General features: G+C 48.4%; 20 protein-coding genes. 6 read left to right on the top strand and 14 right to left on the bottom strand.

What is annotated here, in order from left to right; translation table 11 throughout:
• Nucleotides 1-22: 22 nt before the first annotated feature.
• On the bottom strand, nucleotides 23-739 hold the full coding sequence (gene rph, locus P7M01_RS06035) for a ribonuclease PH (RefSeq protein ID WP_317477865.1): 717 nt from the start codon (nucleotides 737-739) through the stop codon (nucleotides 23-25).
• A gap of 160 nt (nucleotides 740-899) precedes the next feature.
• On the opposite strand from rph, the gene P7M01_RS06040 reads away from it, so the two are divergent.
• Both P7M01_RS06040 and ygfZ read left to right on the top strand, forming a co-directional pair.
• Nucleotides 900-1,763, top strand: coding sequence for a YicC/YloC family endoribonuclease (locus P7M01_RS06040; RefSeq protein WP_317481215.1), 864 nt, complete (start codon nucleotides 900-902; stop codon nucleotides 1,761-1,763).
• A gap of 2 nt (nucleotides 1,764-1,765) precedes the next feature.
• Nucleotides 1,766-2,590 carry a CAF17-like 4Fe-4S cluster assembly/insertion protein YgfZ gene (gene ygfZ, locus P7M01_RS06045; RefSeq protein ID WP_317483075.1) on the top strand — a complete coding sequence of 275 codons (825 nt, stop codon included), beginning with the start codon at nucleotides 1,766-1,768 and terminating at the stop codon, nucleotides 2,588-2,590.
• An 85-nt stretch (nucleotides 2,591-2,675) separates the two neighbouring features.
• On the opposite strand, the gene ilvA is transcribed toward ygfZ, so the two are convergent.
• From ilvA to ilvG, 5 genes are all read right to left on the bottom strand, one after another.
• A complete protein-coding gene (gene ilvA / locus P7M01_RS06050) occupies nucleotides 2,676-4,214 on the bottom strand; it encodes a threonine ammonia-lyase, biosynthetic (protein ID WP_317483076.1) in 1,539 nt (512 codons plus the stop codon).
• A gap of 141 nt (nucleotides 4,215-4,355) precedes the next feature.
• Complete coding sequence (locus P7M01_RS06055) at nucleotides 4,356-5,186, bottom strand: ZIP family metal transporter (RefSeq protein ID WP_317477851.1); 831 nt, start codon at nucleotides 5,184-5,186, stop codon at nucleotides 4,356-4,358.
• A gap of 60 nt (nucleotides 5,187-5,246) precedes the next feature.
• The gene (ilvD, locus tag P7M01_RS06060) at nucleotides 5,247-7,091 is read right to left on the bottom strand and encodes a dihydroxy-acid dehydratase (protein WP_317483077.1); all 1,845 of its coding nucleotides are present in this window, start codon (nucleotides 7,089-7,091) and stop codon (nucleotides 5,247-5,249) included.
• Between the two features lie 144 nt (nucleotides 7,092-7,235).
• Entirely contained in the window at nucleotides 7,236-7,469 is a 234-nt protein-coding gene (gene ilvM / locus P7M01_RS06065; RefSeq protein WP_317481219.1) for an acetolactate synthase 2 small subunit, read from the bottom strand.
• A 16-nt stretch (nucleotides 7,470-7,485) separates the two neighbouring features.
• On the bottom strand, nucleotides 7,486-9,144 hold the full coding sequence (gene ilvG, locus P7M01_RS06070; RefSeq protein ID WP_317482335.1) for an acetolactate synthase 2 catalytic subunit: 1,659 nt from the start codon (nucleotides 9,142-9,144) through the stop codon (nucleotides 7,486-7,488).
• Nucleotides 9,145-9,304: 160 nt separating this feature from the next.
• Between ilvG and P7M01_RS06075 the strand changes: the two genes are divergently transcribed.
• Nucleotides 9,305-10,123 (top strand): Cof-type HAD-IIB family hydrolase, encoded by an 819-nt coding sequence (locus tag P7M01_RS06075; RefSeq protein ID WP_317483078.1) that lies wholly within the window; start codon nucleotides 9,305-9,307, stop codon nucleotides 10,121-10,123.
• 1 nt (nucleotide 10,124) lies between these two features.
• Nucleotides 10,125-10,505: a fluoride efflux transporter CrcB gene (crcB, locus tag P7M01_RS06080; RefSeq protein ID WP_317482337.1), complete on the top strand. Its 381-nt coding sequence runs from the start codon at nucleotides 10,125-10,127 to the stop codon at nucleotides 10,503-10,505.
• A gap of 63 nt (nucleotides 10,506-10,568) precedes the next feature.
• Here the strand turns inward: crcB and glyS are convergent, their stop codons facing one another.
• The 5 genes from glyS to glyQ form a co-directional block, all read right to left on the bottom strand.
• Nucleotides 10,569-12,638 (bottom strand): glycine--tRNA ligase subunit beta, encoded by a 2,070-nt coding sequence (glyS, locus tag P7M01_RS06085; protein ID WP_317483079.1) that lies wholly within the window; start codon nucleotides 12,636-12,638, stop codon nucleotides 10,569-10,571.
• Nucleotides 12,639-12,660: 22 nt separating this feature from the next.
• The gene (locus P7M01_RS06090) at nucleotides 12,661-13,500 is read right to left on the bottom strand and encodes an LEM-3-like GIY-YIG domain-containing protein (protein ID WP_317483080.1); all 840 of its coding nucleotides are present in this window, start codon (nucleotides 13,498-13,500) and stop codon (nucleotides 12,661-12,663) included.
• A gap of 461 nt (nucleotides 13,501-13,961) precedes the next feature.
• Nucleotides 13,962-14,225: a hypothetical protein gene (locus tag P7M01_RS06095; RefSeq protein WP_317483085.1), complete on the bottom strand. Its 264-nt coding sequence runs from the start codon at nucleotides 14,223-14,225 to the stop codon at nucleotides 13,962-13,964.
• Nucleotides 14,226-14,236: 11 nt separating this feature from the next.
• Nucleotides 14,237-14,854, bottom strand: a complete 618-nt coding sequence (locus P7M01_RS06100; RefSeq protein WP_317483081.1) for a glutathione S-transferase family protein — start codon at nucleotides 14,852-14,854, stop codon at nucleotides 14,237-14,239.
• A gap of 15 nt (nucleotides 14,855-14,869) precedes the next feature.
• Nucleotides 14,870-15,814: a glycine--tRNA ligase subunit alpha gene (glyQ, locus tag P7M01_RS06105; RefSeq protein WP_202936376.1), complete on the bottom strand. Its 945-nt coding sequence runs from the start codon at nucleotides 15,812-15,814 to the stop codon at nucleotides 14,870-14,872.
• Between the two features lie 251 nt (nucleotides 15,815-16,065).
• Here glyQ and metJ point away from each other — a divergent pair, with 251 nt between their 5' ends.
• On the top strand, nucleotides 16,066-16,383 hold the full coding sequence (metJ, locus tag P7M01_RS06110) for a met regulon transcriptional regulator MetJ (protein ID WP_202936377.1): 318 nt from the start codon (nucleotides 16,066-16,068) through the stop codon (nucleotides 16,381-16,383).
• A gap of 146 nt (nucleotides 16,384-16,529) precedes the next feature.
• On the opposite strand, the gene P7M01_RS06115 is transcribed toward metJ, so the two are convergent.
• The 3 genes from P7M01_RS06115 to P7M01_RS06125 form a co-directional block, all read right to left on the bottom strand.
• Nucleotides 16,530-18,524, bottom strand: a complete 1,995-nt coding sequence (locus P7M01_RS06115) for a UDP-glucose:protein N-beta-glucosyltransferase (RefSeq protein ID WP_317483082.1) — start codon at nucleotides 18,522-18,524, stop codon at nucleotides 16,530-16,532.
• A 20-nt stretch (nucleotides 18,525-18,544) separates the two neighbouring features.
• Nucleotides 18,545-19,879 (bottom strand): 30S ribosomal protein S12 methylthiotransferase RimO, encoded by a 1,335-nt coding sequence (rimO, locus tag P7M01_RS06120; protein ID WP_317483083.1) that lies wholly within the window; start codon nucleotides 19,877-19,879, stop codon nucleotides 18,545-18,547.
• Between the two features lie 148 nt (nucleotides 19,880-20,027).
• A complete protein-coding gene (locus P7M01_RS06125) occupies nucleotides 20,028-20,543 on the bottom strand; it encodes a rhodanese family protein (RefSeq protein ID WP_317483086.1) in 516 nt (171 codons plus the stop codon).
• Nucleotides 20,544-20,975: 432 nt separating this feature from the next.
• Here P7M01_RS06125 and P7M01_RS06130 point away from each other — a divergent pair.
• Nucleotides 20,976-21,336, top strand: a 361-nt coding sequence (locus tag P7M01_RS06130) for a glutamine synthetase beta-grasp domain-containing protein (RefSeq protein WP_317486331.1), incomplete at its 3' end; no start/stop codon positions are given.

The following is a 21,336-nucleotide window of genomic DNA, read 5'->3' on the forward strand; positions in this document are numbered from 1 at the left end:
CTCCTGAAAAATCGCCCGCACTTTACGCGGCAAGCGCCGCCCGTTGCGCGGCGAAAATTTGGTTGCAGCCTTGTTTTGCCAGGTCGAGCAGGGTTAACAGTTCTTCATGGCTGAACGGTTCGCCTTCCGCCGTGCCCTGCACTTCGATCATGCGACCGTCTTCCATCATCACCACATTCATATCGGTTTCTGCGGCAGAATCTTCCACGTATTCCAAATCGCACACCGGCGTGCCGTCCACAATGCCTACGGAAACGGCGGCCACCAGGCCTTTCAGCGGGTTGGATGTTAAGATACCGTTTTCCACTAAGCCGTTAATGGCGTCGATCAACGCCACGCAGGCGCCGGTGATGGAAGCCGTGCGCGTGCCGCCGTCCGCCTGAATCACATCGCAGTCCAGAGTGACGGAACGCTCGCCGAGGGCTTCCAAATCCACCATGGCGCGCAGGGAACGGGCGATCAAACGCTGAATTTCCATGGTACGCCCGCCTTGTTTGCCTTTTGCCGCTTCACGCTGCATGCGACTGTGAGTGGAACGCGGCAACATGCCGTATTCCGCCGTCACCCAGCCTTGTCCCAAACCTTTTAAAAAGCGCGGCACGCTGTCTTCCACCGTGGCGGTGCACAGCACCTTGGTATCGCCGAATTCCACCAATACGGAACCTTCGGCATGTTTGGTGTAATGACGGGTAATTTTAATCGGACGGGGTTGGTTGTTTGCTCTGTTATTCGGACGCATTCTGTATTCCTTGCTTGTCATAAAAGTGCGGTCATTTTAGCACGCAAAACGCCATAAACGAAATTCAATGCAGGTAAATCCCTTACAAATTAAGCGTTTTTCTTTACCGCGTTTCACAGTAAAATAGGCGCGGTAAATTGATATACAAGGAGAAAGCAATATGATTTACAGCATGACCGCCTTTGCCCGTCACGAAATTAAAAAAGATTGGGGCAACGCCGTGTGGGAAATCCGTTCGGTGAATCAACGTTATCTGGAAAATTTTTTCCGTTTGCCGGAACAGTTCCGCGGGCTGGAAAATACTCTGCGCGAGAAGCTGCGTCAGCATTTAACCCGCGGCAAAATCGAATGTAGTTTGCGCATTGAAAGTCAGAAAATGACGAGCGCGAAATTGAATCTGAATAAAGAATTTGCCGAACAGGTGATTCAATCGCTTAAATGGATTAAAGCCGTCGCCGGCGAAGGCGAATTGAATCCGGCGGACGTGCTACGTTATCCGGGCGTGGTGGAAACGCCGGAGCAGGATTTGGACGCTATCAGCCAGGATTTACTGGCGGCCTTTGACGAATTATTGCAGGAATTCATCGCTATGCGCGGACGCGAAGGGGAAAAATTACACGACGTTATCCGTCAGCGGCTGGACGCCATTTCCACGGAAGCGGACAAAGTGCGGTCGCAAATGCCGGCGATTTTACAATGGCAGCGCGAACGCTTATTACAGCGTTTCGAAGAAATTCAGCTGCAGCCGGATCCGACCCGGTTAGAACAGGAAATGATTTTACTGGCGCAACGGGTGGATGTGGCGGAAGAGCTCGATCGTCTGCAAATGCACGTGAAGGAAACTGCATCCATTCTGAAAAAAGGCGGCGCCATCGGGCGCAAACTGGATTTTATGATGCAGGAATTAAACCGTGAATCCAATACGCTGGCTTCCAAATCCATCAACGCCGACATCACGGCTTCCGCGGTGGAATTAAAAGTCTTAATCGAACAAATGCGCGAACAAATCCAAAATCTGGAGTAAGCATGACGCAATTCATTGAATTAAGCCAATATACCTTAATCGTTATCGCAGGCGAAGAGGCGGAAACCTATTTGCAAGGGCAGTTGACGACGGACGTCACCGCCCTTGCCGTAAGAGATTCCACGCTCACCGCCCATTGTGATCCGAAAGGCAAAGTGAGCGCCGTTTTCCGTTTGATTCGGGTGGCTGAACAACGTTTTTACGCGTTAATCAGAACCTGTTTATTGCCTCTCGCCCTTGATCAACTGAAAAAATATGCGGTGTTTTCGAAAGTCACCTTTGCGCAGGAAAACGAGGCCAAACTGGTGGGCGTTATCGGCGACACGACGCTGCCCGTGCAGGCCGCATTCGGCAATCGCGCGATTTTGATTAACCCGCAAAGTGCGGTCGATTTTAACGAAGTTTTTAGCGCATGGGATTTGGCGGATATACAGCAAGGCTATCCGATTCTAACGGACAAATCACAACTGGAATTTATTCCGCAAGCCTTGAATTTACAGGCGATAGAACAAGCCATATCCTTCCGTAAAGGCTGTTACATCGGACAGGAAACGGTAGCTCGCGCCAAATACCGCGGCGCCAACAAACGGGCGATGTTTAGCTTCCGAGCCGCTACGGATTTCACCCCGGCGGCAGGCGTCGAAATCGAAATGCGACTGGAAAGCGGCTGGCGTAAAACCGGCACTATTCTCAGCACCGTTCATGCCGACGGAAAATTATGGCTGCAAGCGGTGTTAAACCGTTTTGAAGGCAATCCGGAATTCCGCCTGGCGGAAAATCAGGTTCCCCTTGAATTACAGCCGTTGCCGTATGGGTTAGAGGATTAAAACGGCATAACAAACAAAAGTGCGGGCAAAAAACTTTCATTTTTTTACCCGCACTTTATTGGTCGTTGACCTTTTCAGCCCGCCGTTACAGCAGAAAATAACGATAGGCCGGGCTGTTTGTGACGTCCTGATAACCGTAACCGAGCGCCTGCAGGTGCTGATTGAATGCCTGTAAATCACTGTCATCGATTTGGAAACCGGCCAGTACATCGCCGTAATCTGCGCCGTGTCCGCGATAATGGAACAGCGAAATATTGGCCTTGGTGGTGCCCAGCGTTTCCAAGAATTTCAACAGCGCGCCTTTCTGTTCCGGAAATTCGAAACTGTAAAGCCGTTCCTTGAGCGGACTGGACGAACGTCCGCCAATCATATAACGCACATGGGTTTTGGCGATTTCGTCGTCGGATAAATCCTGCACGTCGTAACCGCCCTGTTTGAGTTGGGCTAAAATCGCCGCTTTTTCTTCGGCGCCGGTAATCCGAACCCCGACGAAAATGCGCGCCTGTCGTTCGTCCGCATAGCGGTAGTTAAATTCCGTCACCGCATTTTGTCCTAGAATCTGACAGAATTTCAAAAAGCTGCCCCGTTGCTCCGGAATGGTCACGGCAAATAAGGCTTCGTTTTGTTCGCCGATTTCACAACGTTCGGACACATAACGCAAAGTGTGAAAATTCAGATTGGCGCCGGAAAGCACGTTCACCAGCGTTTCGCCTTTAATCCGACGTTCTTTTACGTATTTTTTCAATCCCGCCAAAGATAAGGCGCCGGAAGGCTCGGACACCGCGCGCACGTTTTCAAACATATCTTTCATGGCGGCGCAGATTTCATCGCCGTCAACGGTAATCACTTCGTCCAGATATTGTTGACAAACGCGGAAGGTTTCGTCGCCGATACGTTTCACCGCCACCCCGTCGGCGAACAAGCCGACGCGTTCCAAATCCACCGGTTTGCCGGCTTCCAAAGCGGCTTTCAGACAGGCGGAATCTTCCGCCTCCACGCCAATCACTTTAATTTCCGGCATTAACTGTTTGACTAGCACCGCAATGCCCGCCGCCAAACCGCCGCCGCCCACCGGCACAAATACGCGATTGACGCGGCTGTTTTGCTGAATAATTTCCATGCCGATGGAACCCTGACCGGCAATCACGGCAGGATGATCAAAAGGCGGAATAAATGTCATGCGTTTGCTTTCAGACAGTTCCACCGCTTTGGCTTTGGCTTCATCGAAATTGGCGCCGTACAATAACACTTCGCCGCCGAAACCGCGCACGGCGTCCACTTTAATGGACGGCGTGTTCTGCGGCATCACGATTAAGGCGCGAATGCCGGCGTTTTTGGCGGATAGCGCCACGCCCTGCGCATGATTACCGGCGGAAGCGGTGATGACGCCCGCCGCTTTCTGTTCTGGCGCAAGACCGGCGATCATGGCATAAGCTCCGCGCAATTTGAAGCTGTGCACCGGCTGGCGATCTTCTCGTTTCACGAAAATCCGGTTTTCCAGTTTTTCCGACAGTTTCGGCATGGCCTGCAGCGGCGTGACCTGCGCCAGTTCATATACTTTTGAACTTAACACCGCTCTGAGATATTCCGAGCCGATTGGTTGTTTTGATAAGTTATTCGTCATAATTTATTCCGTTTTTCTTTTTATTTTTCATTTTCCGAGCAATTGCCGAACCGGCTTTTTTGTTGCTTGCCGGCGCTGAAAACCGGTTGCAAAAACATTGAAATTTTTGACCGCACTTTTACCCTTAATGAAAGTAAAGCCCTAACCCAACGCCACATCCAACACCATCATCACCACAAATCCCAGCATTAATCCCATGGTGGCGCTGTCACCGTAGCCATTTCCCTGAGATTCGGGAATCAATTCTTCCACCACCACGAAAATCATCGCGCCGGCGGCGAAAGCTAAGGCATAAGGTAAAACGGATGACATGGACATCACAAATGCGGCCCCTAACACCGCGCCGATAGGTTCGACAACGGCGGACATAGAACCGTACCAGAACGCTTTCCCGCGGCTGTTGCCTTCGGCGCGAATCGGCAATGACAGCGCCGCACCTTCGGGAATGTTCTGCAAACCGATCCCTACCGCCAGACTGACGGCGCCCATTAAGGACAAGCCCATGTCCGCCGTTTGCGACGCCAAAGCGCCGAAAGTCACGCCGATCGCCAATCCTTCCGGAAAATTATGAATGGTGATGGCCAAAAACAGCAGGGTGGATTTCGACAGTTTTTGCTTGTACGCGGGCAGTCCTTCCGCCTCTTCAACAGGCATATTTAAGTGCAAATGCGGCACGAATTTGTCGATCAGACGCAAACAATAACCGCCGGCAATAAAGCCGACTGCCACCGGCACCCACGCCCATTTGCCGTAATCCGCCTCCGCATAATCCAGCGCAGGATTGAGCAGAGACCAGAAAGACGCGGCAATCATCACACCGGCGGCGGCTCCCATCAGGATATCGAGCAATTTGCGGTCCACATGCTTGAAGAAATATACAAATGCCGAGCCGAAAACGGTACAACCCCAGGTAAACAAACCGGCGACAAATGCCTGACAAACGGGATTCAACGACAAGAAATAATCAACCATTCACTTTTCTCCCTATCCTGATACAAATAAAAGTGCGGTCAGAATAACCGCACTTTTTGCTTAAAGTTTTGTTTTATCGCGCACCGCACCTTTGTCCGCCGAAGTGGCGAAATGACCAAAGATTTTCAAGGCGGTGGAAACTTCGCGCTGACGACTTTCCGGTTGCCACGCCCGATCGCCTTTGGCTTCCATAGCAGCGCGGCGGGCGGCGAGTTCGTCATCGGAAATCACCAGATTGATGGTACGGTTCGGAATATCGATTGCAATGGAATCGTTATCCTTAACCAAACCGATGGCGCCGCCGGAGGCCGCTTCCGGCGAGGCGTGACCGATGGATAAACCCGAGGTGCCGCCGGAGAATCGTCCGTCCGTCAATAACGCGCATTTTTTGCCTAATCCCATGGATTTCAGGTAGCTGGTCGGATACAGCATTTCCTGCATTCCGGGGCCGCCTTTCGGGCCTTCGTAACGAATCACCACGACGTGACCTTCTTTCACTTTACCGCCCAAAATGCCGGCAACGGCATCTTCCTGGCTTTCGAACACGATAGCCTTACCGGTGAATTTCCAGATGGATTCGTCGACGCCCGCGGTTTTCACGATACAGCCGTCTTCCGCAATGTTACCGAATAACACGGCTAAACCGCCTTCTTCCGTCACCGCATGAGCGCGATCGCGGATACAGCCGTTAGCGCGGTCGTCATCCACCGTATCCCAACGGCAATCCTGAGAAAACGCTTCCGTGGTACGAATGCCCGCCGGACCGGCGCGGAAGAATTTATTCAGTTTTTCGTCTTTATTGCGCATGATGTCGTATTGATTGAGCTGTTCTTCCATGGTTAAGCCCAAAATGGTTTTCACATCACGGTGAATGAGACCGGCGCGATCCAATTCGCCCACAATGCCCATAATACCGCCGGCGCGATGAACGTCTTCCATGTGGTATTTGTTGGTGTTCGGCGCAATTTTGCTTAAGCACGGCACCACCCGGGACAAGCGGTCGATATCCGCCATTTTAAAATCGACGCCCGCTTCCTGCGCCACGGCTAACAAATGCAGCACGGTGTTGCTGGAACCGCCCATGGCGATGTCCAGACTCATGGCGTTTTCGAACGCTTCAAAGGTGGCGATGGAACGCGGCAGAACGCTGTAATCGTCCTGTTCGTAGTGACGTTTGCAGATTTCCACGATTTTGCGACCGGCTTCCAGGAATAATTGTTTGCGATCCGCATGAGTGGCCAGCATCGAACCGTTGCCCGGCAGGCTTAAACCCAACGCTTCGGTCAAACAGTTCATCGAGTTGGCGGTGAACATACCGGAACAGGCGCCGCAAGTCGGACAGGCGCTTTTTTCAATGGCGTCCACATCGGCGTCGGACACGTTGGCATCCGCGCTTTGAATCATGGCGTCGATTAAGTCTAATTTAATCAGTTTGTCGGAAAGCTTGGTTTTTCCCGCTTCCATCGGGCCGCCGGAGACAAAAATCGTCGGAATGTTCAAACGCATAGCCGCCATTAACATTCCCGGTGTGATTTTGTCGCAGTTGGAAATACAAACCATGGCGTCGGCGCAATGCGCGTTCACCATATATTCCACGGAATCCGCAATTAAATCGCGGCTCGGCAAAGAATAAAGCATGCCGCCGTGTCCCATGGCGATACCGTCGTCCACCGCAATGGTATTGAATTCTTTGGCGACGCCGCCCGCTTTTTCAATTTCGCGCGCAACCAGTTGCCCCATATCTTTTAAGTGAACGTGTCCCGGTACGAATTGGGTGAAGGAATTTACCACCGCAATAATCGGTTTACCGAAGTCGTTTTCTCTCATTCCCGTCGCACGCCACAATGCGCGCGCGCCTGCCATATTCCGACCTTGTGTACTGGTCGCCGAACGTAAAACCGGCATAATAATCTCTCCAAATAAATTGTTAAATTCCGACCGTTTTGATCGTCAAAGTGCGGTCAAAAAAACGAAAGTTTTTTCTCCTGATTTTTTGGCTTTATCAAGCGAGTGAAAAAGCCGATGCCGCCGCATTCGTTGCGGACGGACTTATTCGCAGCTTTCGCAGGTTACGTCCACCACATCGAAAAGTTTCGCCACTTGGTTTACCAGCCGGCAAACGTCGCGTTCGCCGATAACGGTTAAATCCAGCCAGACTTTCTCATTTTCCAGCAACATTTTCATACGGGTTACGGTGAATCCACGGTGGCGTACGACGCGCAAAATGCGTTCCAACACTTCGGGACGATGATTTGCCACGATAGTCATTTCGGTTTGTGTCATGTTTAGCCTCTTGCGATTAACTCATTTCTTCGATCATATCCGTGTTGCAGGCGCCGGGCGGCACCAACGGCCAAACGTTTTCGTCTTCATGAATGCAAACATGCAGGAAATAAGCGCCTTCGGCATTCAGTAATCGATCCAGCGCGGCGCTGACGTCGCCCGCTTTTTCGATGCGTTCGCCCGCAATTCCGAAAGCGGACGCCAAAGTGACGAAATCCGGGTTATCATCCAGCACGGTGGCGCTGTGGCGACCGTGGAAAAACAAGGATTGCCACTGACGCACCATGCCGAGGCGTTGGTTGTCAAGCAACAAAATTTTCACCGGCACACGACCGGATTTCACCGCGCCCAGTTCCTGAATATTCATCATAATGGAACCGTCGCCGGTGACTAAAATTACATCGTCCGCAGGGCGGGCTTTTTGCGCGCCGATCGCCGCCGGCAACCCGAATCCCATGGTACCGAAACCGGCGGAAGTAATGAAATTTTCCGGAGCGAAATGTCGCATGTGTTGCGCCGCCCACATTTGATGTTGACCGACATCGGTGACAATCACCGCATTTTCCGCTTTGCGGCGAGATAAAGTATGAAGCAGCCAGTTCGGATTAATCTCGCCTTCGCCCTGATTTTCCTGATAAGTAAAATCGAAATCCCGTTTTAAGCGCAGCACGTCTTCGCGCCAAGGTTGAATATCCAACACCAGAGTGAGCGCTTCCAGCGTTTGGTTCAAATCGCCCTGCAAGGCAATATCCGCTTGGCGCAATTTGCCGATTTCCGCCGCATCGATGTCCGCGTGAATCACTTTCGCGTTAGTGGCGAAAGATTCCAGTTTACCGGTGACGCGATCGTCGAAACGGGCGCCAAGCACGATCAGCAAATCCGCTTCCTGGGTGGCATAATTGGCCGCTTTGGTGCCGTGCATACCGATCATTCCCATGTAATACGGATCCGACGGCAACACCGCGCCCAATCCTTTCAGCGTGGAAACGCTCGGAATCCGGCCGATTTCCAAAAAACGACGCAATGCCGGCACCGCATGCGCCATTCCGACACCGCCGCCTACATAAACGATCGGGCGTTTGGAAACTTTCAATAATTCCACCGCACTTTTCAGGTTTTGCGCATTCGCGGGAGCCGGGTTTAATTTCTCCCATACCACCGGTTGCAAGCGGGTTTCGGCGAATTGAACGTCTTTCGGAATATCAATCAAAACGGGGCCGGGTCTGCCGCTTTTGGCAATTTGGAAGGCTTTGGCGAACACATCGGGTAATTCGTCGATGTTTTGCACGATGAAACTGTGTTTGGTGCAAGCGAGGGACAAACCAAGCACATCCGCTTCCTGGAACGCGTCGGTACCAATTAGCCCACTCCCCACCTGTCCGGTAATGGCGACCACCGGAATGCTGTCCATCAGCGCGTCGCCCAGGCCGGTGATTAAATTGGTGGCGCCGGGACCGGAAGTGGCAATACAGACGCCGACGGTATCGTTACCGCGCGCCCGGGCGTAACCGATTGCTTCGATGGCCGCACCTTGTTCGTTGCGACAAAGAAAATGTTCGATGCCGCTGTCGTAAAGCGCATCGTAAACGGGCATAATCGCCCCGCCCGGATAACCGAATACCGTGGTGACTCCCTGGGCTTTCAAACATTCTGTGACTAGTCTCGCACCGTTCATTGAAATTCCTGTAAATACGATTTGTTATTATGCGTTATGAATGAAAGGTCTCATTATAGCGCTCTTTCGCCTGATTCCTATCATTTATTACCGAAAGTGCGGTCAAAATTTTAATAATTTTGATATGATACGAAAAACTTTTCAGTGTAAGGATGTCAAAATGAAAAAATTCCCCTTTCGTACCTTTGTTTCCGACATGGACGGCACGCTGCTGAACGCTCATCATGTGGTCGGCGATTTCACCCGTTCCACCTTGAAAAAACTCGACGAACGCGGCATTGATATTATTCTCGCCACCGGTCGCGGTTATGCGGACGTGTCTTCCATTCTGAACAGTATGGAAATTGAAAACGCCGCTATGGTCACTTCTAACGGTGCGGAAGTGCATGATTTAAAAGGCAATTTAATTTACAGCAATTATCTGCCGGAAGAATTGGCGTTTGACATCATGCAGGAAAGTTTTAATCCGAAAAACGTGTGCTTAAACAGCTACCAGGGCGACGAATGGTTTATCAATGTGGACTTGCCGGCCTTAATGAAATATCACAAAGAATCGGGTTTCAGTTATCAGGTGGTGGATTTCGCCGCTCATCACGGACGCCGGACGCAGAAAGTGTTTTTTATCGGACGTTCGCTGGAGGATTTACTGCCGCTGGAAAAACAGTTACGGGAAAAATACGGCGAATACACGTCCATTATGTATTCCACCCCGCAATGCCTGGAAGTGATGAATAAAAACGTGTCAAAAGCGACCGCACTTTCTGCGCTGGTGGAACAGCGGGATTACGATTTGACAGATTGCATCGCGTTCGGCGACGGCATGAATGACATCGAAATGCTCACCGAAGTAGGCAAGGGCTGCGTTATGGGCAATGCGGATGCGCGCATGGTAGAAAAAGTGCCGCATTTGGAACGCATCGGTTTCAACAAAGATGAAGCGGTGGCCAGTTATGCCCGCGCCGTCTTCGGAATTTATTGATATGTGGCAGCCTCTTTTACTGATCAGCGGCGGCGCGGCATTAGGCGCTTCCGCACGCTGGGCGTTGGGCATATGGCTGAATCCGTTGTTCAATCATCTTGCTTTCGGCACCCTCATTGCCAATTATGCCGGCTGTTTCATCATCGGCGTTTGCACCGCGATTTTCTGGCAATTTCCGCAACTCAGCGCCGCTGTTAAGTTGTTTGTCATTACCGGTTTTCTCGGCAGCCTCACCACTTTTTCGTCATTTTCCGCCGAAGTGGTGGAAAACTTTCTGCAAGGCAAAATCGGCTGGGCGTTCGGCATTATGAGCCTGCATCTGTTCGGTTGTCTTGCCTTCACATTTTTAGGCATTTTTCTGACCGCACTTTGGTGGAAATAAAGGTTTCGGGCGAAACAAAAAAGGTCTCAATCCTTCCGAATTCAGACCTTTTTTCTGATGGATTTACTGTAATAAAGAAATATCCGCCACCTGTAAGAACAGATTACGCAGAACGTTTAAAATCGCCTGACGGTTTTGCCGCAGTTTTTCATCTTCCGCATTCACCATCACTTTGTCGAAGAAGTTGTCGACCACTTCACGCAAGCCCGCTAAGCGATCCAGCGCTGTTTGGTATTCTCCCTTGGCAAATACCGGCGCCAGTTCCGTTTGCAACGCAATTACTTGTTCCGCCAAGGCTTTTTCTTCCGGTTCGAGCAATAAAGTGCGGTCGATTTTTGATGAGATTTTTCCTTCGACTTTCGCCAGAATATTGCTTACGCGTTTGTTCGCCGCTGCCAAGGCCTGCGCCGAATCCAGGGTGCGAAAATGCGACACCGCGCGCACGCGGGCGTCAAAATCCGCCGGTTTCGTCGGACGACGAGCCAGCACCGCCTGGATAACGTCCACCGCAATGCCTTCGTCCTGATACCAGGCGCGGAAACGGCCGAGCATAAAGTCCACCACATCGTCCACCACATTTTTATTGGTGAGTTTGTCACCGAAAAGTGCGGTCGATTTTTCAACGATTTTTTCCAAATCAAGCGGTAAATTTTTCTCTACGATAATACGCAACGCCCCTAATGCGGCACGGCGTAGCGCAAACGGGTCGGCGCTACCTTTCGGCGCTTGTCCGATGCCGAAAATCCCGGTGAGCGTGTCGAATTTGTCCGCCAGAGCCACCGCGCTCGCCACCAAGGATTTCGGCAATTGGTCGCCGGCAAAACGCGGCATATATTGCTCGTTTAAGGCAACCGCCACTTCTTCGTCTTCGCCGTCATGACGGGCATAATGCATGCCCATTACACCTTGGGTGTCGGTGAATTCGAATACCATATTGGTCATTAAATCGCATTTCGACAGCAAGCCCGCGCGCGCCGCTTTGGCTTTATCCGCGCCGATTTGTTCGGCGATTTCGCCCGCAAGCGCTTGAATACGTTTGGTTTTGTCAAGTAACGTGCCTAATTGTTGTTGGAACAATACGGTTTCTAAGCGCGGTAAACGATCTTCCAGGCGTTGTTTTAAGTCGGTTTTAAAGAAGAATTCCGCATCGGTTAAGCGCGGACGCACCACTTTTTCATTACCTTCGATAATCGCCGTCGGATCTTCAGGATTAATGTTGGAAACGAAAATAAAGTGCGGTAGAAGTTTTCCGTTTTTATCGTAAATCGGAAAATATTTTTGGTCGCCTTTCATGGTGTAAACCAAGGCTTCCGCCGGCACCGCCAGAAAACGCTCTTCAAAAGTAGCGGTTAATACGTTCGGAAATTCCACCAGTGAAGTCACTTCGTCTAACAAATCGTCTTCGATATCCGCCACGCCGCCAAGTGCGGTCGCTTTTGCCTGAGAATCCGCCAAAATAATGGCGCGACGCTCGTTAAAATCGGCAATCACCGAACCTTTATCTTTTAGCAGTTGCGGATAGTCATCGGCATGGGCGATTTGGAATTCCGCTTCGCCTAGGAAACGGTGACCGCGAATGGTGCGACCGCTGGCGATACCTAAAATTTCGCCTTCAATTAACTCGCCGCCCAACAATAAGGTCACCGTGTGAACAGGACGCACGAATTGCACGGTTTTATCGCCCCAACGCATGGTTTTCGGAATCGGCAGATTCGCCAGAGATCTCGCTACGATGTCGAGCATTAAATTTTTAGTGGGCTGACCTTCAATCCGCGCGCGATGAACCAACCATTCGCCTTTATCCGTTGCCAAACGTTCCGCCTGATCAACAGTAATACCGCAACCGCGCGCCCAACCTTCGGCAGCTTTAGTCGGTTTGCCTTCCGCATCAAACGCAGCCGATACCGCAGGTCCGCGTTTTTCCACTTCTTTGCTTGGCTGACTAGTCGCAAGCCCCAATACTTTCACCGCTAAACGGCGAGGTGCTGCAAACCATTCCACTTTGTCGAAAGATAAACTCGCTTGGTTAAGTTCGTTTTCAACATTTTCCGCAAATGCGGCGGCTAATTTTTTGAGCGCCTTCGGCGGCAGCTCTTCAGTGCCGATTTCGGCGAGGAAATTTTGTGTTGTCATTGTTTAATCTCTTAATTTTCTACTAAATATATGTTTTTTCTGAACCGGAACCAAAATTTAAGTCAATAATTCTCTTTTTATACAATCCTAATTTTTTTAATACATCTTCACTTTTTGAATCAGAAGTGAAGAAATAACGAGTTTGTTTTTTATTTTCTTTTACATATGAAAATTCTGTATAGTTTCCTTCTTTTATTTCATAGGCTGAGACAACAGCATTGTCAGCACCAGTATTAATACCGATAACATATTTTATGTCGTTTATCTTATCTTGACCTATTTTCCAAACTCCTAATGTTCTGGATTTTAAGTTTGTATCATCTCGCTTTTCTTCATAGTTCAAACTTTCGTCATTAGATAGACTGAAAGAATTTTTTATTTTAACCGCTAAAATTAAGCCGTGATGTTTAAGGTTGTCTTTAGATATAGGCTCATACCCATATATTTTTTCTAATTCCTCAACGCTCATTCCTTTTTCTCCTTGTCCGGAGACAAGGTTTGTTAGATCAATGTGTTGAACAATCTTTAAGAAATTGATTAGCGTACTTTCACCAACAAACGCCTCATCTTCGGTAAGAAAATGATTTAAAATTACTCGTTGAATATTTTTACTATTTTCGATAATAGTCTTAATTTTTGGTTGTTTAGAATACAGTTTTTCTAACTCTTTTATGTCATTCTGATCTAATTTTTCAAATGCCTTTTGGGCGTAGTATTCATGAGCAAATAAACGGTTTCCACAACCTTTTCCAACATAAAAAACATTATTATTTGTAGCTAGACAATAAACATAGTATTTTCGCTCAGGAGTTTTTTCTAATTTAGCTAATGTTGCTGATGGAAATCCCAAAATACGACCCATATTAACAATCTCCGATAGTACTCGACATAATTAATCTCTACCGTTGTAATTTATTTTGCAAATTTCAGACAAAATCTGACCGCTTGTTATCCCCATACTTCGTATGAGGTTACGCATAGTGCGGTTGCTCCGCAAACTATTTTACCTGTCGCAGAGCGACAATATTATGGTTAACCTAGTACGTCAGTGCTAGAGTAGTTCTCTCACTTCGTTTTCACTACTGCCAAATCTCCCCTAACCCCTCTTTGCTAAAGAGGGGGATTAGATCGAGGGAAATTCTTGTTCATCTAAAAAATTAAAATTCGTTTTAAAAAGCTTCGATCTTAAATTTTCGTTTGAACCAGTTCCCCTCTTTAGCAAAGAGGGGCTAGGGGAGATTTGGCAGACATCATTCCCGAAGAAAATGCTATTTAGCTTCAATTCGTAATTTTGCATACAGTGTCTGCAAAATTCCTCGGCAGTTAGCTAAAAATTGTTTCCAACTCCCCCAACTCCAACACCACGTTCTCATCTTCCAACACCAACGCAGGAATACCGATATAGCCATTGGCTTTGGCGTTATCAAACGCAGGGTGGCGGTCACGCAATTTGAGAAACGGTTTAAAATTTGCACCGCTTTGGGTAATATCCACCGCTTCGTAGTCCACACCTAGACGTTGTAATTCAGCGACAAACGGTGCAGTATCAGGACACCAGTGTGCGAAATATAAAATCGGTTTGCTCATCATTATTCCTGTTATAAAGTTGGTTGAGTGGCTTGCAACGCAGGATATTTCTCATTCATCATTGCCGCCCAAGCGGTCAGATTTGGGAAATCTTTTGCTAAATCATAACCTGTATTATCTGGTCGGAACTGCCACCAATCAATTAAGCAGACGGCGGTTAATGTGCCGATATTTAATTCATCGCCAAATTCTGCCAGCTTCTCTTCAAGCTGTTTAAAGCTGCGAATATTCCGATCCATTAACTGTTGATGACGTGCTTTCCACCACTCATTTTCAGGGCGAAAACGGCGTTCGGTAACAATGGTTGGCGTGGTGTTTTCCAAAATACCTTCGACCAATGCGTGCAAACTTAATACACGCCAACGCTTTTCGTCTTTTGGGAATAATGTCGGTTGCGAACCCATTTCATCTAAATACTGGCTGATCAGAAAACTGCCAAACAGCCATTCACCGTTTTCCATTTGTAACGCAGGAATACGCCCTAACGGATTATCTTTATTATGTGGCGAGTCGGGGTCAAATGAGTTGGTAATACGCAACATCTCCACTTGATTTTCCAGTTGGTGATATTTCAATGTCGCTACCGCTTTGCGTGCGAACGAGCTAGTTGTTGAATACCAAAGTTTCATTTTCTCCCTCCTTCCTTATTTTTTACAACCTGGGAACCCTAATGCTTCACGGCTTGCATAGTACGCTTCCGCCACACCTTTGGTTAACGCGCGGATACGTAAAATGTAACGTTGACGTTCGGTGACAGAAATCGCTTTACGGGCGTCAAGTAAATTAAAGCTGTGAGCGGCTTTTAAAATGCGTTCGTAAGCCGGTAGCGGTAATGCGGTTTCCACCCAAAGTTCTTTGCCGTTTTCCAGGCGAGGTTCCTGTTTTAACAGAAATTTGGCTTCTTGCTCGTATTTGTTGAAACATTCGAACAGAAAATCCACGTCGGCGTATTCGAAATTATAGGCGGATTGTTCCACTTCGTTTTGATGGAATACGTCGCCGTAAGTGGTTTTGCCTAACGGACCGTCGGAATACACCAAATCGTAAACGGAATCCACGCCCTGAATGTACATCGCCAGACGCTCCAAACCGTAAGTGACTTCGCCGGTAACCGGTTTACATTCCAGCCCGCCCACTTGTTGGAAATAAGTGAATTGGGTCACTTCCATGCCGTTTAACCACACTTCCCAGCCTAAGCCCCATGCGCCTAACGTCGGGTTTTCCCAGTTGTCTTCCACGAAACGGATGTCGTGTTGGGTCGGATCAAAACCCAGCATTTTAAGTGAGCCGAGGTAAAGTTCCTGAATATTATCCGGAGAGGGTTTAATAACCACTTGGAATTGATAATAATGCTGCAGGCGATTCGGGTTTTCGCCGTAACGACCGTCCGTCGGCCGGCGAGAAGGCTGAACATAGGCGAAGGCCATCGGTTCCGGGCCTAACGCGCGCAGTGCGGTCATCGGGTGAGAGGTGCCGGCGCCCACTTCCATATCGAACGGCTGCACAATGGTGCAGCCTTGTTGCGCCCAGTAATCCTGCAGGGCAAGAATCATACCTTGGAAAGTTTTAACGTTAAATTTGCTGTCCATAATCTCGATTTCTATAAAAATGATGAAAAATGCGGGTTATTATAGCCTAAAAAGGCAAAAAGTGCGGTCAAAATTTAACACGTTTTTACGGAAAATCCGCCAAAAACAAGGTTGAAAGATAACGAAGCGTAAAATGATGTTTTATTCAGCCGACGTATAAACGGCTTTGTCCGGCGGTCCGTACGGCCGGATTGAGATTTGCCCGTTTTTTGATTAGAATACCCACAAAATTTCAGTGATTAGGATTTTACATGGCAAATTGGGATGGAAAATATATCAGCCCTTACGCAGAACACGGCAAAAAGAGCGAGCAAGTGAAGAAAATCACGGTGTCGATTCCGATTAAAGTATTGGAAATTCTGACCAACGAACGCACTCGCCGCCAAATCAAAAATCTGCGTCACGCCACCAACAGCGAACTGTTGTGCGAGGCGTTTCTGCACGCCTTCACCGGGCAACCGTTGCCGACGGACAACGATCTGCTGAAGGAACGCCATGACGAAATTCCCGAGAACGCCAAAGAAATTATGCGCGAACTGGGCATTAATCCGGAAGAATGGGAATATTAAAAAATCTCGCCGCGAAATATCGGCGAGATTTTTTATGGGCAATCTTTGCAAGGATTACTGAGCTTTAAGAACCCCGCAAAAAAACGTGGCTTTTTTTGCCCGCACTTTTCAGTGCGAACCTTTCAGCAAACATCATGCAACGGATTTCAGGCTTTGCTATTGGTGGTTCGCCGTTTTGTGGTCGCAGATTTTTTCTCTGCCACCGTTTTTTTGGGCGCCTGTTTTTTGGTCGTCGCTTTCTTCTCGGCTTTGGCGGAAGAGCCTGCTAACGTCACGCCGTTTTTATCCGCCCATTCGGTTAATTTCGCTAAGAAAGTTCGTCCCATCGGGGTCGGATCGCCCATAAACAGGGTCTGCAAACCGTTATTTTCGATAATGTGCAGACGCAATGCCAGGCGTTCGGTATGATTTTCCGCCAAACGTACGGCGCGTTCCACATATTCGTCCACTGTATCGGCAATTAACCAATCCGGCAAACCAAGACGTTTAAACAAGCCTTCATCGATGTGTTCGTGCACTTCCGGACCGGTTTTACATACGCCCACTAAGCCCAGAGTGATCATGTCGATGATGCCGTTGGTATTACCGAACGGGAATGGATTCAGCATCATGTCGCAATTATTCAGGATTTCCAAATATTGGTGATACGGCGTATGCGGATGAGCGGTGGCGTCATCGCCCAAATAAGATTTGATAAAACGCGCCACATAGGGATGCGTAATGCCTTGTGATTGTCCCAAAGCAAAATGGAAATGCACTTTCACTTTAGCGCGATCACGAATGGCTTTTAACGCCTCCAGGAAATACGGGTTCAATTTCATCGTAGTGGCGGCAATACCGATATTGACCACTTCAGGATTCTCCCGCAGTTTGTAGTTCACCGATTTTGGCGCTAAAGCGGAAGGAACGTAAGGCAACGCATCTTTCGGCAAGCGTAGCAGCGTCTCGCTGAAACAGCTTTCCGAACCCACATAATCGTCTTCCACCACCACGTATTCAATATAAGGCGAATACGTGGTCGCCGGATGCCCCAGCGCAATCGACTGAATCGGGGCAAGGCGCGTATTGCTCAAGAAAATCGGCAGTAAATCCATGCCGATCGACGGCATATAAAGAATTGCCGCGCCGTATTCTTCGCAAACGTTACGTACGAATTCCATTTTATCTTTCAAATTGGCACCCTGCACCAGGCGGAATTCGTCGAAAACATCGCGTCCCAATTGATCCACCGCTTCGCCGCCGATACCGATCAGATAAAAATGCTCGCGCGCCGCGCGCATAGAAGTGGAATGAGTCCGATAAATGGAATGGGCGGAATGGAAATGCTCCAGCACCACCACCATGACGGGTTTACCGTTTTTATCGCCGATGCGGGAGACGTCGCGATCCTGCCAGCCGAGCAGTTCGATATGACGGCGAACCACTTGATTTAACGCATGTTTTACCTGATGTTTATTGGCGGCGACGTCATAACTGCAATGCATATACACATCGTGGGAAATGGCGCTCGGAACATTATTCAAATCGGGCAACGTCGCTAATCTGGCCGGGAACCACTGCAAAATAGTATTTCGTTTTGAAAATGCCGTTTGCGTACCGATAAACCGCGGCGATTGCAGTGCAAAACATAAGGAGGCGCAAAGAGTCGGATTCAGGTGCCACAAAATATCCAGATTTACGTTTAAATTCGATTCCGGCAAATACATGATGCAGAATTTCACCAACGAGGCGGGATTATTGTCGATGCGAATATCGGACGAATTCGGATCCGGATTCTGATTGTAAACCTGCAGAATATGATCCGCATTAATATAAGGCGAACCGGCGAAAATCAAAGCGAGCCAGCGCTGAAACATAAAGAAACGCTGAGCGCCGGAATCGGAAATCGACAAGGCTTTATCGGTGAACAACGCGGTAATTGCCGTTGCCATTCGGGTGCAAAAGTAAACATGTTTGTCTTGCACCAGATTTTCATTTGCCAACTGAATCGGCATACGGCAGTCAATGCCTGTGATATAACCGAAATTGCTGTCGATTTTCGCGAGAATGTTCAGTAATTCCGTACAGGCGGCCTCATAATTCTTTTCCACAATCGCTTGTTCAAACGTTTCGACGCTTGGATTTTTTTGCTGTTCTGTCATGAGCTTTTCCTCAGTTTGATCTAACAAGTTCCCCACAGATCATATTCGTCTGCTTGGGTAATTCGGACATCAATAATGTCACCAATTTTGACCGCACTTTGGCTCAAATTATTCACATAAACCACGCCGTCGATTTCCGGTGCATCCGCCATGGACCGACCGATAATGCCTTCTTCATCAATCTCATCCACAATAACTTTCAGTGTTTTACCGATTTTTCGCTGCAGCCGTGCCGCAGAAATTTCCTGTTGCAACTGCATAAAACGGCGAAAACGATCTTCTTTCACATCCTCCGGCACCTGGTCCGGCATATCCGTCGCCGCCGCGCCCTCCACCGGGCTGAATTTGAAACAACCGACGCGATCCAGCTGCGCTTCTTTTAAGAAATCAAGCAATAGCTGAAAATCTTCTTCGGTTTCGCCCGGAAAGCCGACGATAAAAGTTGAACGCAAGGTTAATTCAGGGCAGATTTCACGCCATTTTTTAATGCGTTCCAACACGCGTTCTACGGAACCCGGACGCTTCATGGCTTTCAGAATTTTCGGGCTGGCGTGTTGCAGCGGAATATCCAGATACGGCAAAATTTTGCCCGTCGCCATTAACGGAATCAGCTCGTCCACGTGCGGGTAAGGATAAACATAGTGCAAACGCACCCACGCGCCTAGCGTTCCCAGCATCTGACACAGGGTAATCAGATTGTTTTTAATCGGCATGCCGTTCCAAAAAACGGTTTTATTCTGCGTTTCTTTGCTTTGATCCAAGGAATAGGCCGACGTATCCTGCGAAACCACCAATAGTTCTTTCACGCCGGAATCCACCAAACGTTTGGCTTCATCCAGAATTTGAGTAATAGGACGGCTGTCCAAATCACCGCGCAATGACGGAATAATACAGAAAGTACATTTATGATCGCAGCCTTCGGAAATTTTTAAATAAGCATAATGTTTCGGGGTTAACTTCACGCCCTGACTTGGCACCACGTTGATATAAGGATTGTATGCCGGTTTCGGCACATATTTATGCACGTGTTCCATCACCGCTTCATAGCTGTGCGGACCGGTAATTTCCAATACTTTCGGATGTACTTGGCGAATTTGATTCTCTTTTGCGCCCAGGCATCCCGTCACCAGCACTTTGCCGTTGGCCTCCAGTGCTTCACCGATTGCCTCAAGCGATTCCTGCACCGCCGAATCGATAAATCCGCAGGTATTTACAATCACCAAATCGGCATTTTCATAGGTAGGAATAATATTGTAACCGTCACTGCGCAGTTCGGTCAGAATGCGTTCGGAATCCACTAAATTTTTCGGGCAGCCCAGGCTGACAAAGCCGATATTAGGCACGGAATGACTCATAAAAAATTATCTCAATAACATAAAACGAAACCGAGGGCTGTCCTTCGACTCCCTCAGCAAAAACGGTGGTCATTTTACAAAAATTATTATTGAAAGGCGAGTTGTGTTTGCATGCCGAATTGATGTGATGAATCGATTATTATGCCGATCACCGTTTATTCCACGGACATTTAGATAATAACACCGCCATGCCGCAAAAACCCGATATTCCGGCGAAAACCAAGCCGGCGCCGACCAATCCGCTTAACAGAAAACCCCAGGGCGACACGCCGTATCCCAACAGCACGCCCAATAACACCAAACCGCCCGCCGCAATTTGTACTTGGCGCATTAACGGCAAAGGTTGCCCTTTATCCGCCACGGTGGCAAAGCCCGCTTTTTTCCATGCCGCCAATCCGCCGTCCAAAATATAGACTTCGGCCACATGTTCCGCCGTTTTGGCCAACCGTTCGATATTTGCCTGCGTCCGCAGCCCCGACTGACAATGAAAAACCACGCAAGTCGCATCGGTTTCGATTTTCTGCTGCAAATCGTCCAACGGACGATTCAGCGAATGCTCGATATATTCGCGGCGATGTTCATCCACATGACGAATATCGATTAATAATGCGCCCCGCGCGAGCTTTTCCCGCAGCTGTTGAGGCGTGATTTTTTTAATGTTCATCATAAATTCCTTGTAAGTTAGCCGGATAAATCGACAAGATATGATAGAGCTTTCCATGCCGAATGAGAACTTTTTTAAGCCATTGACTTTAATTTCATGCGAACACCGCAAAAGTGCGGGCAATTTTAGGACAGTTTTTTGATGTAAAAAATCTTTAAAATTTTGACCGCACTTTGATCTGAAAAACGTCTTTATGTTTCCTTCATCCGCGATCATTATCCCTGGTCATCTGGAATCAATAAAATAAAACTTTTATTGATATTTATATAAATATTTTAAGTTTAATTTATATAAATTCTAACAAAATAGATATTTTTTTATATTTATACTATTTTAAATATTGCACTTGGCAAATTCTGTGGTATTGTCTGAACCGTGCTTGAAACTTATTTTCTGGCATCAAATCCGACTAAAAATATAAAGGAGTTTTATATGTCAAACACAACCGCTATCAGCAACGTTTTTAAACTTATTGAAGAAAACCACATCAAATTCGTGCTGCTTCGTTTTACCAACATCAAAGGTAAAGAACACGGCGTTTCCTTGCCGGTCAGCGCAATCGACGAAGATTTCTTCGAAGACGGCAAAATGTTCGACGGTTCCTCCGTAGAAGGTTGGAAAGCCATCAACAAAGCCGACATGCTGTTAATGCCAATCGCCGAAACCGCCGTTGTTGACCCGTTCGCTCAAATTCCTACCTTATCTATCCGTTGCAGCATTTACGACCCGAACACCATGCAAAGTTACGACCGCGACCCGCGTTCCATCGCTATACGCGCGGAAGAATATATGC

The organism is Exercitatus varius, from assembly GCF_029577735.1.
In the GTDB taxonomy this organism is placed as follows: Bacteria; Pseudomonadota; Gammaproteobacteria; order Enterobacterales; family Pasteurellaceae; genus Exercitatus; species Exercitatus varius.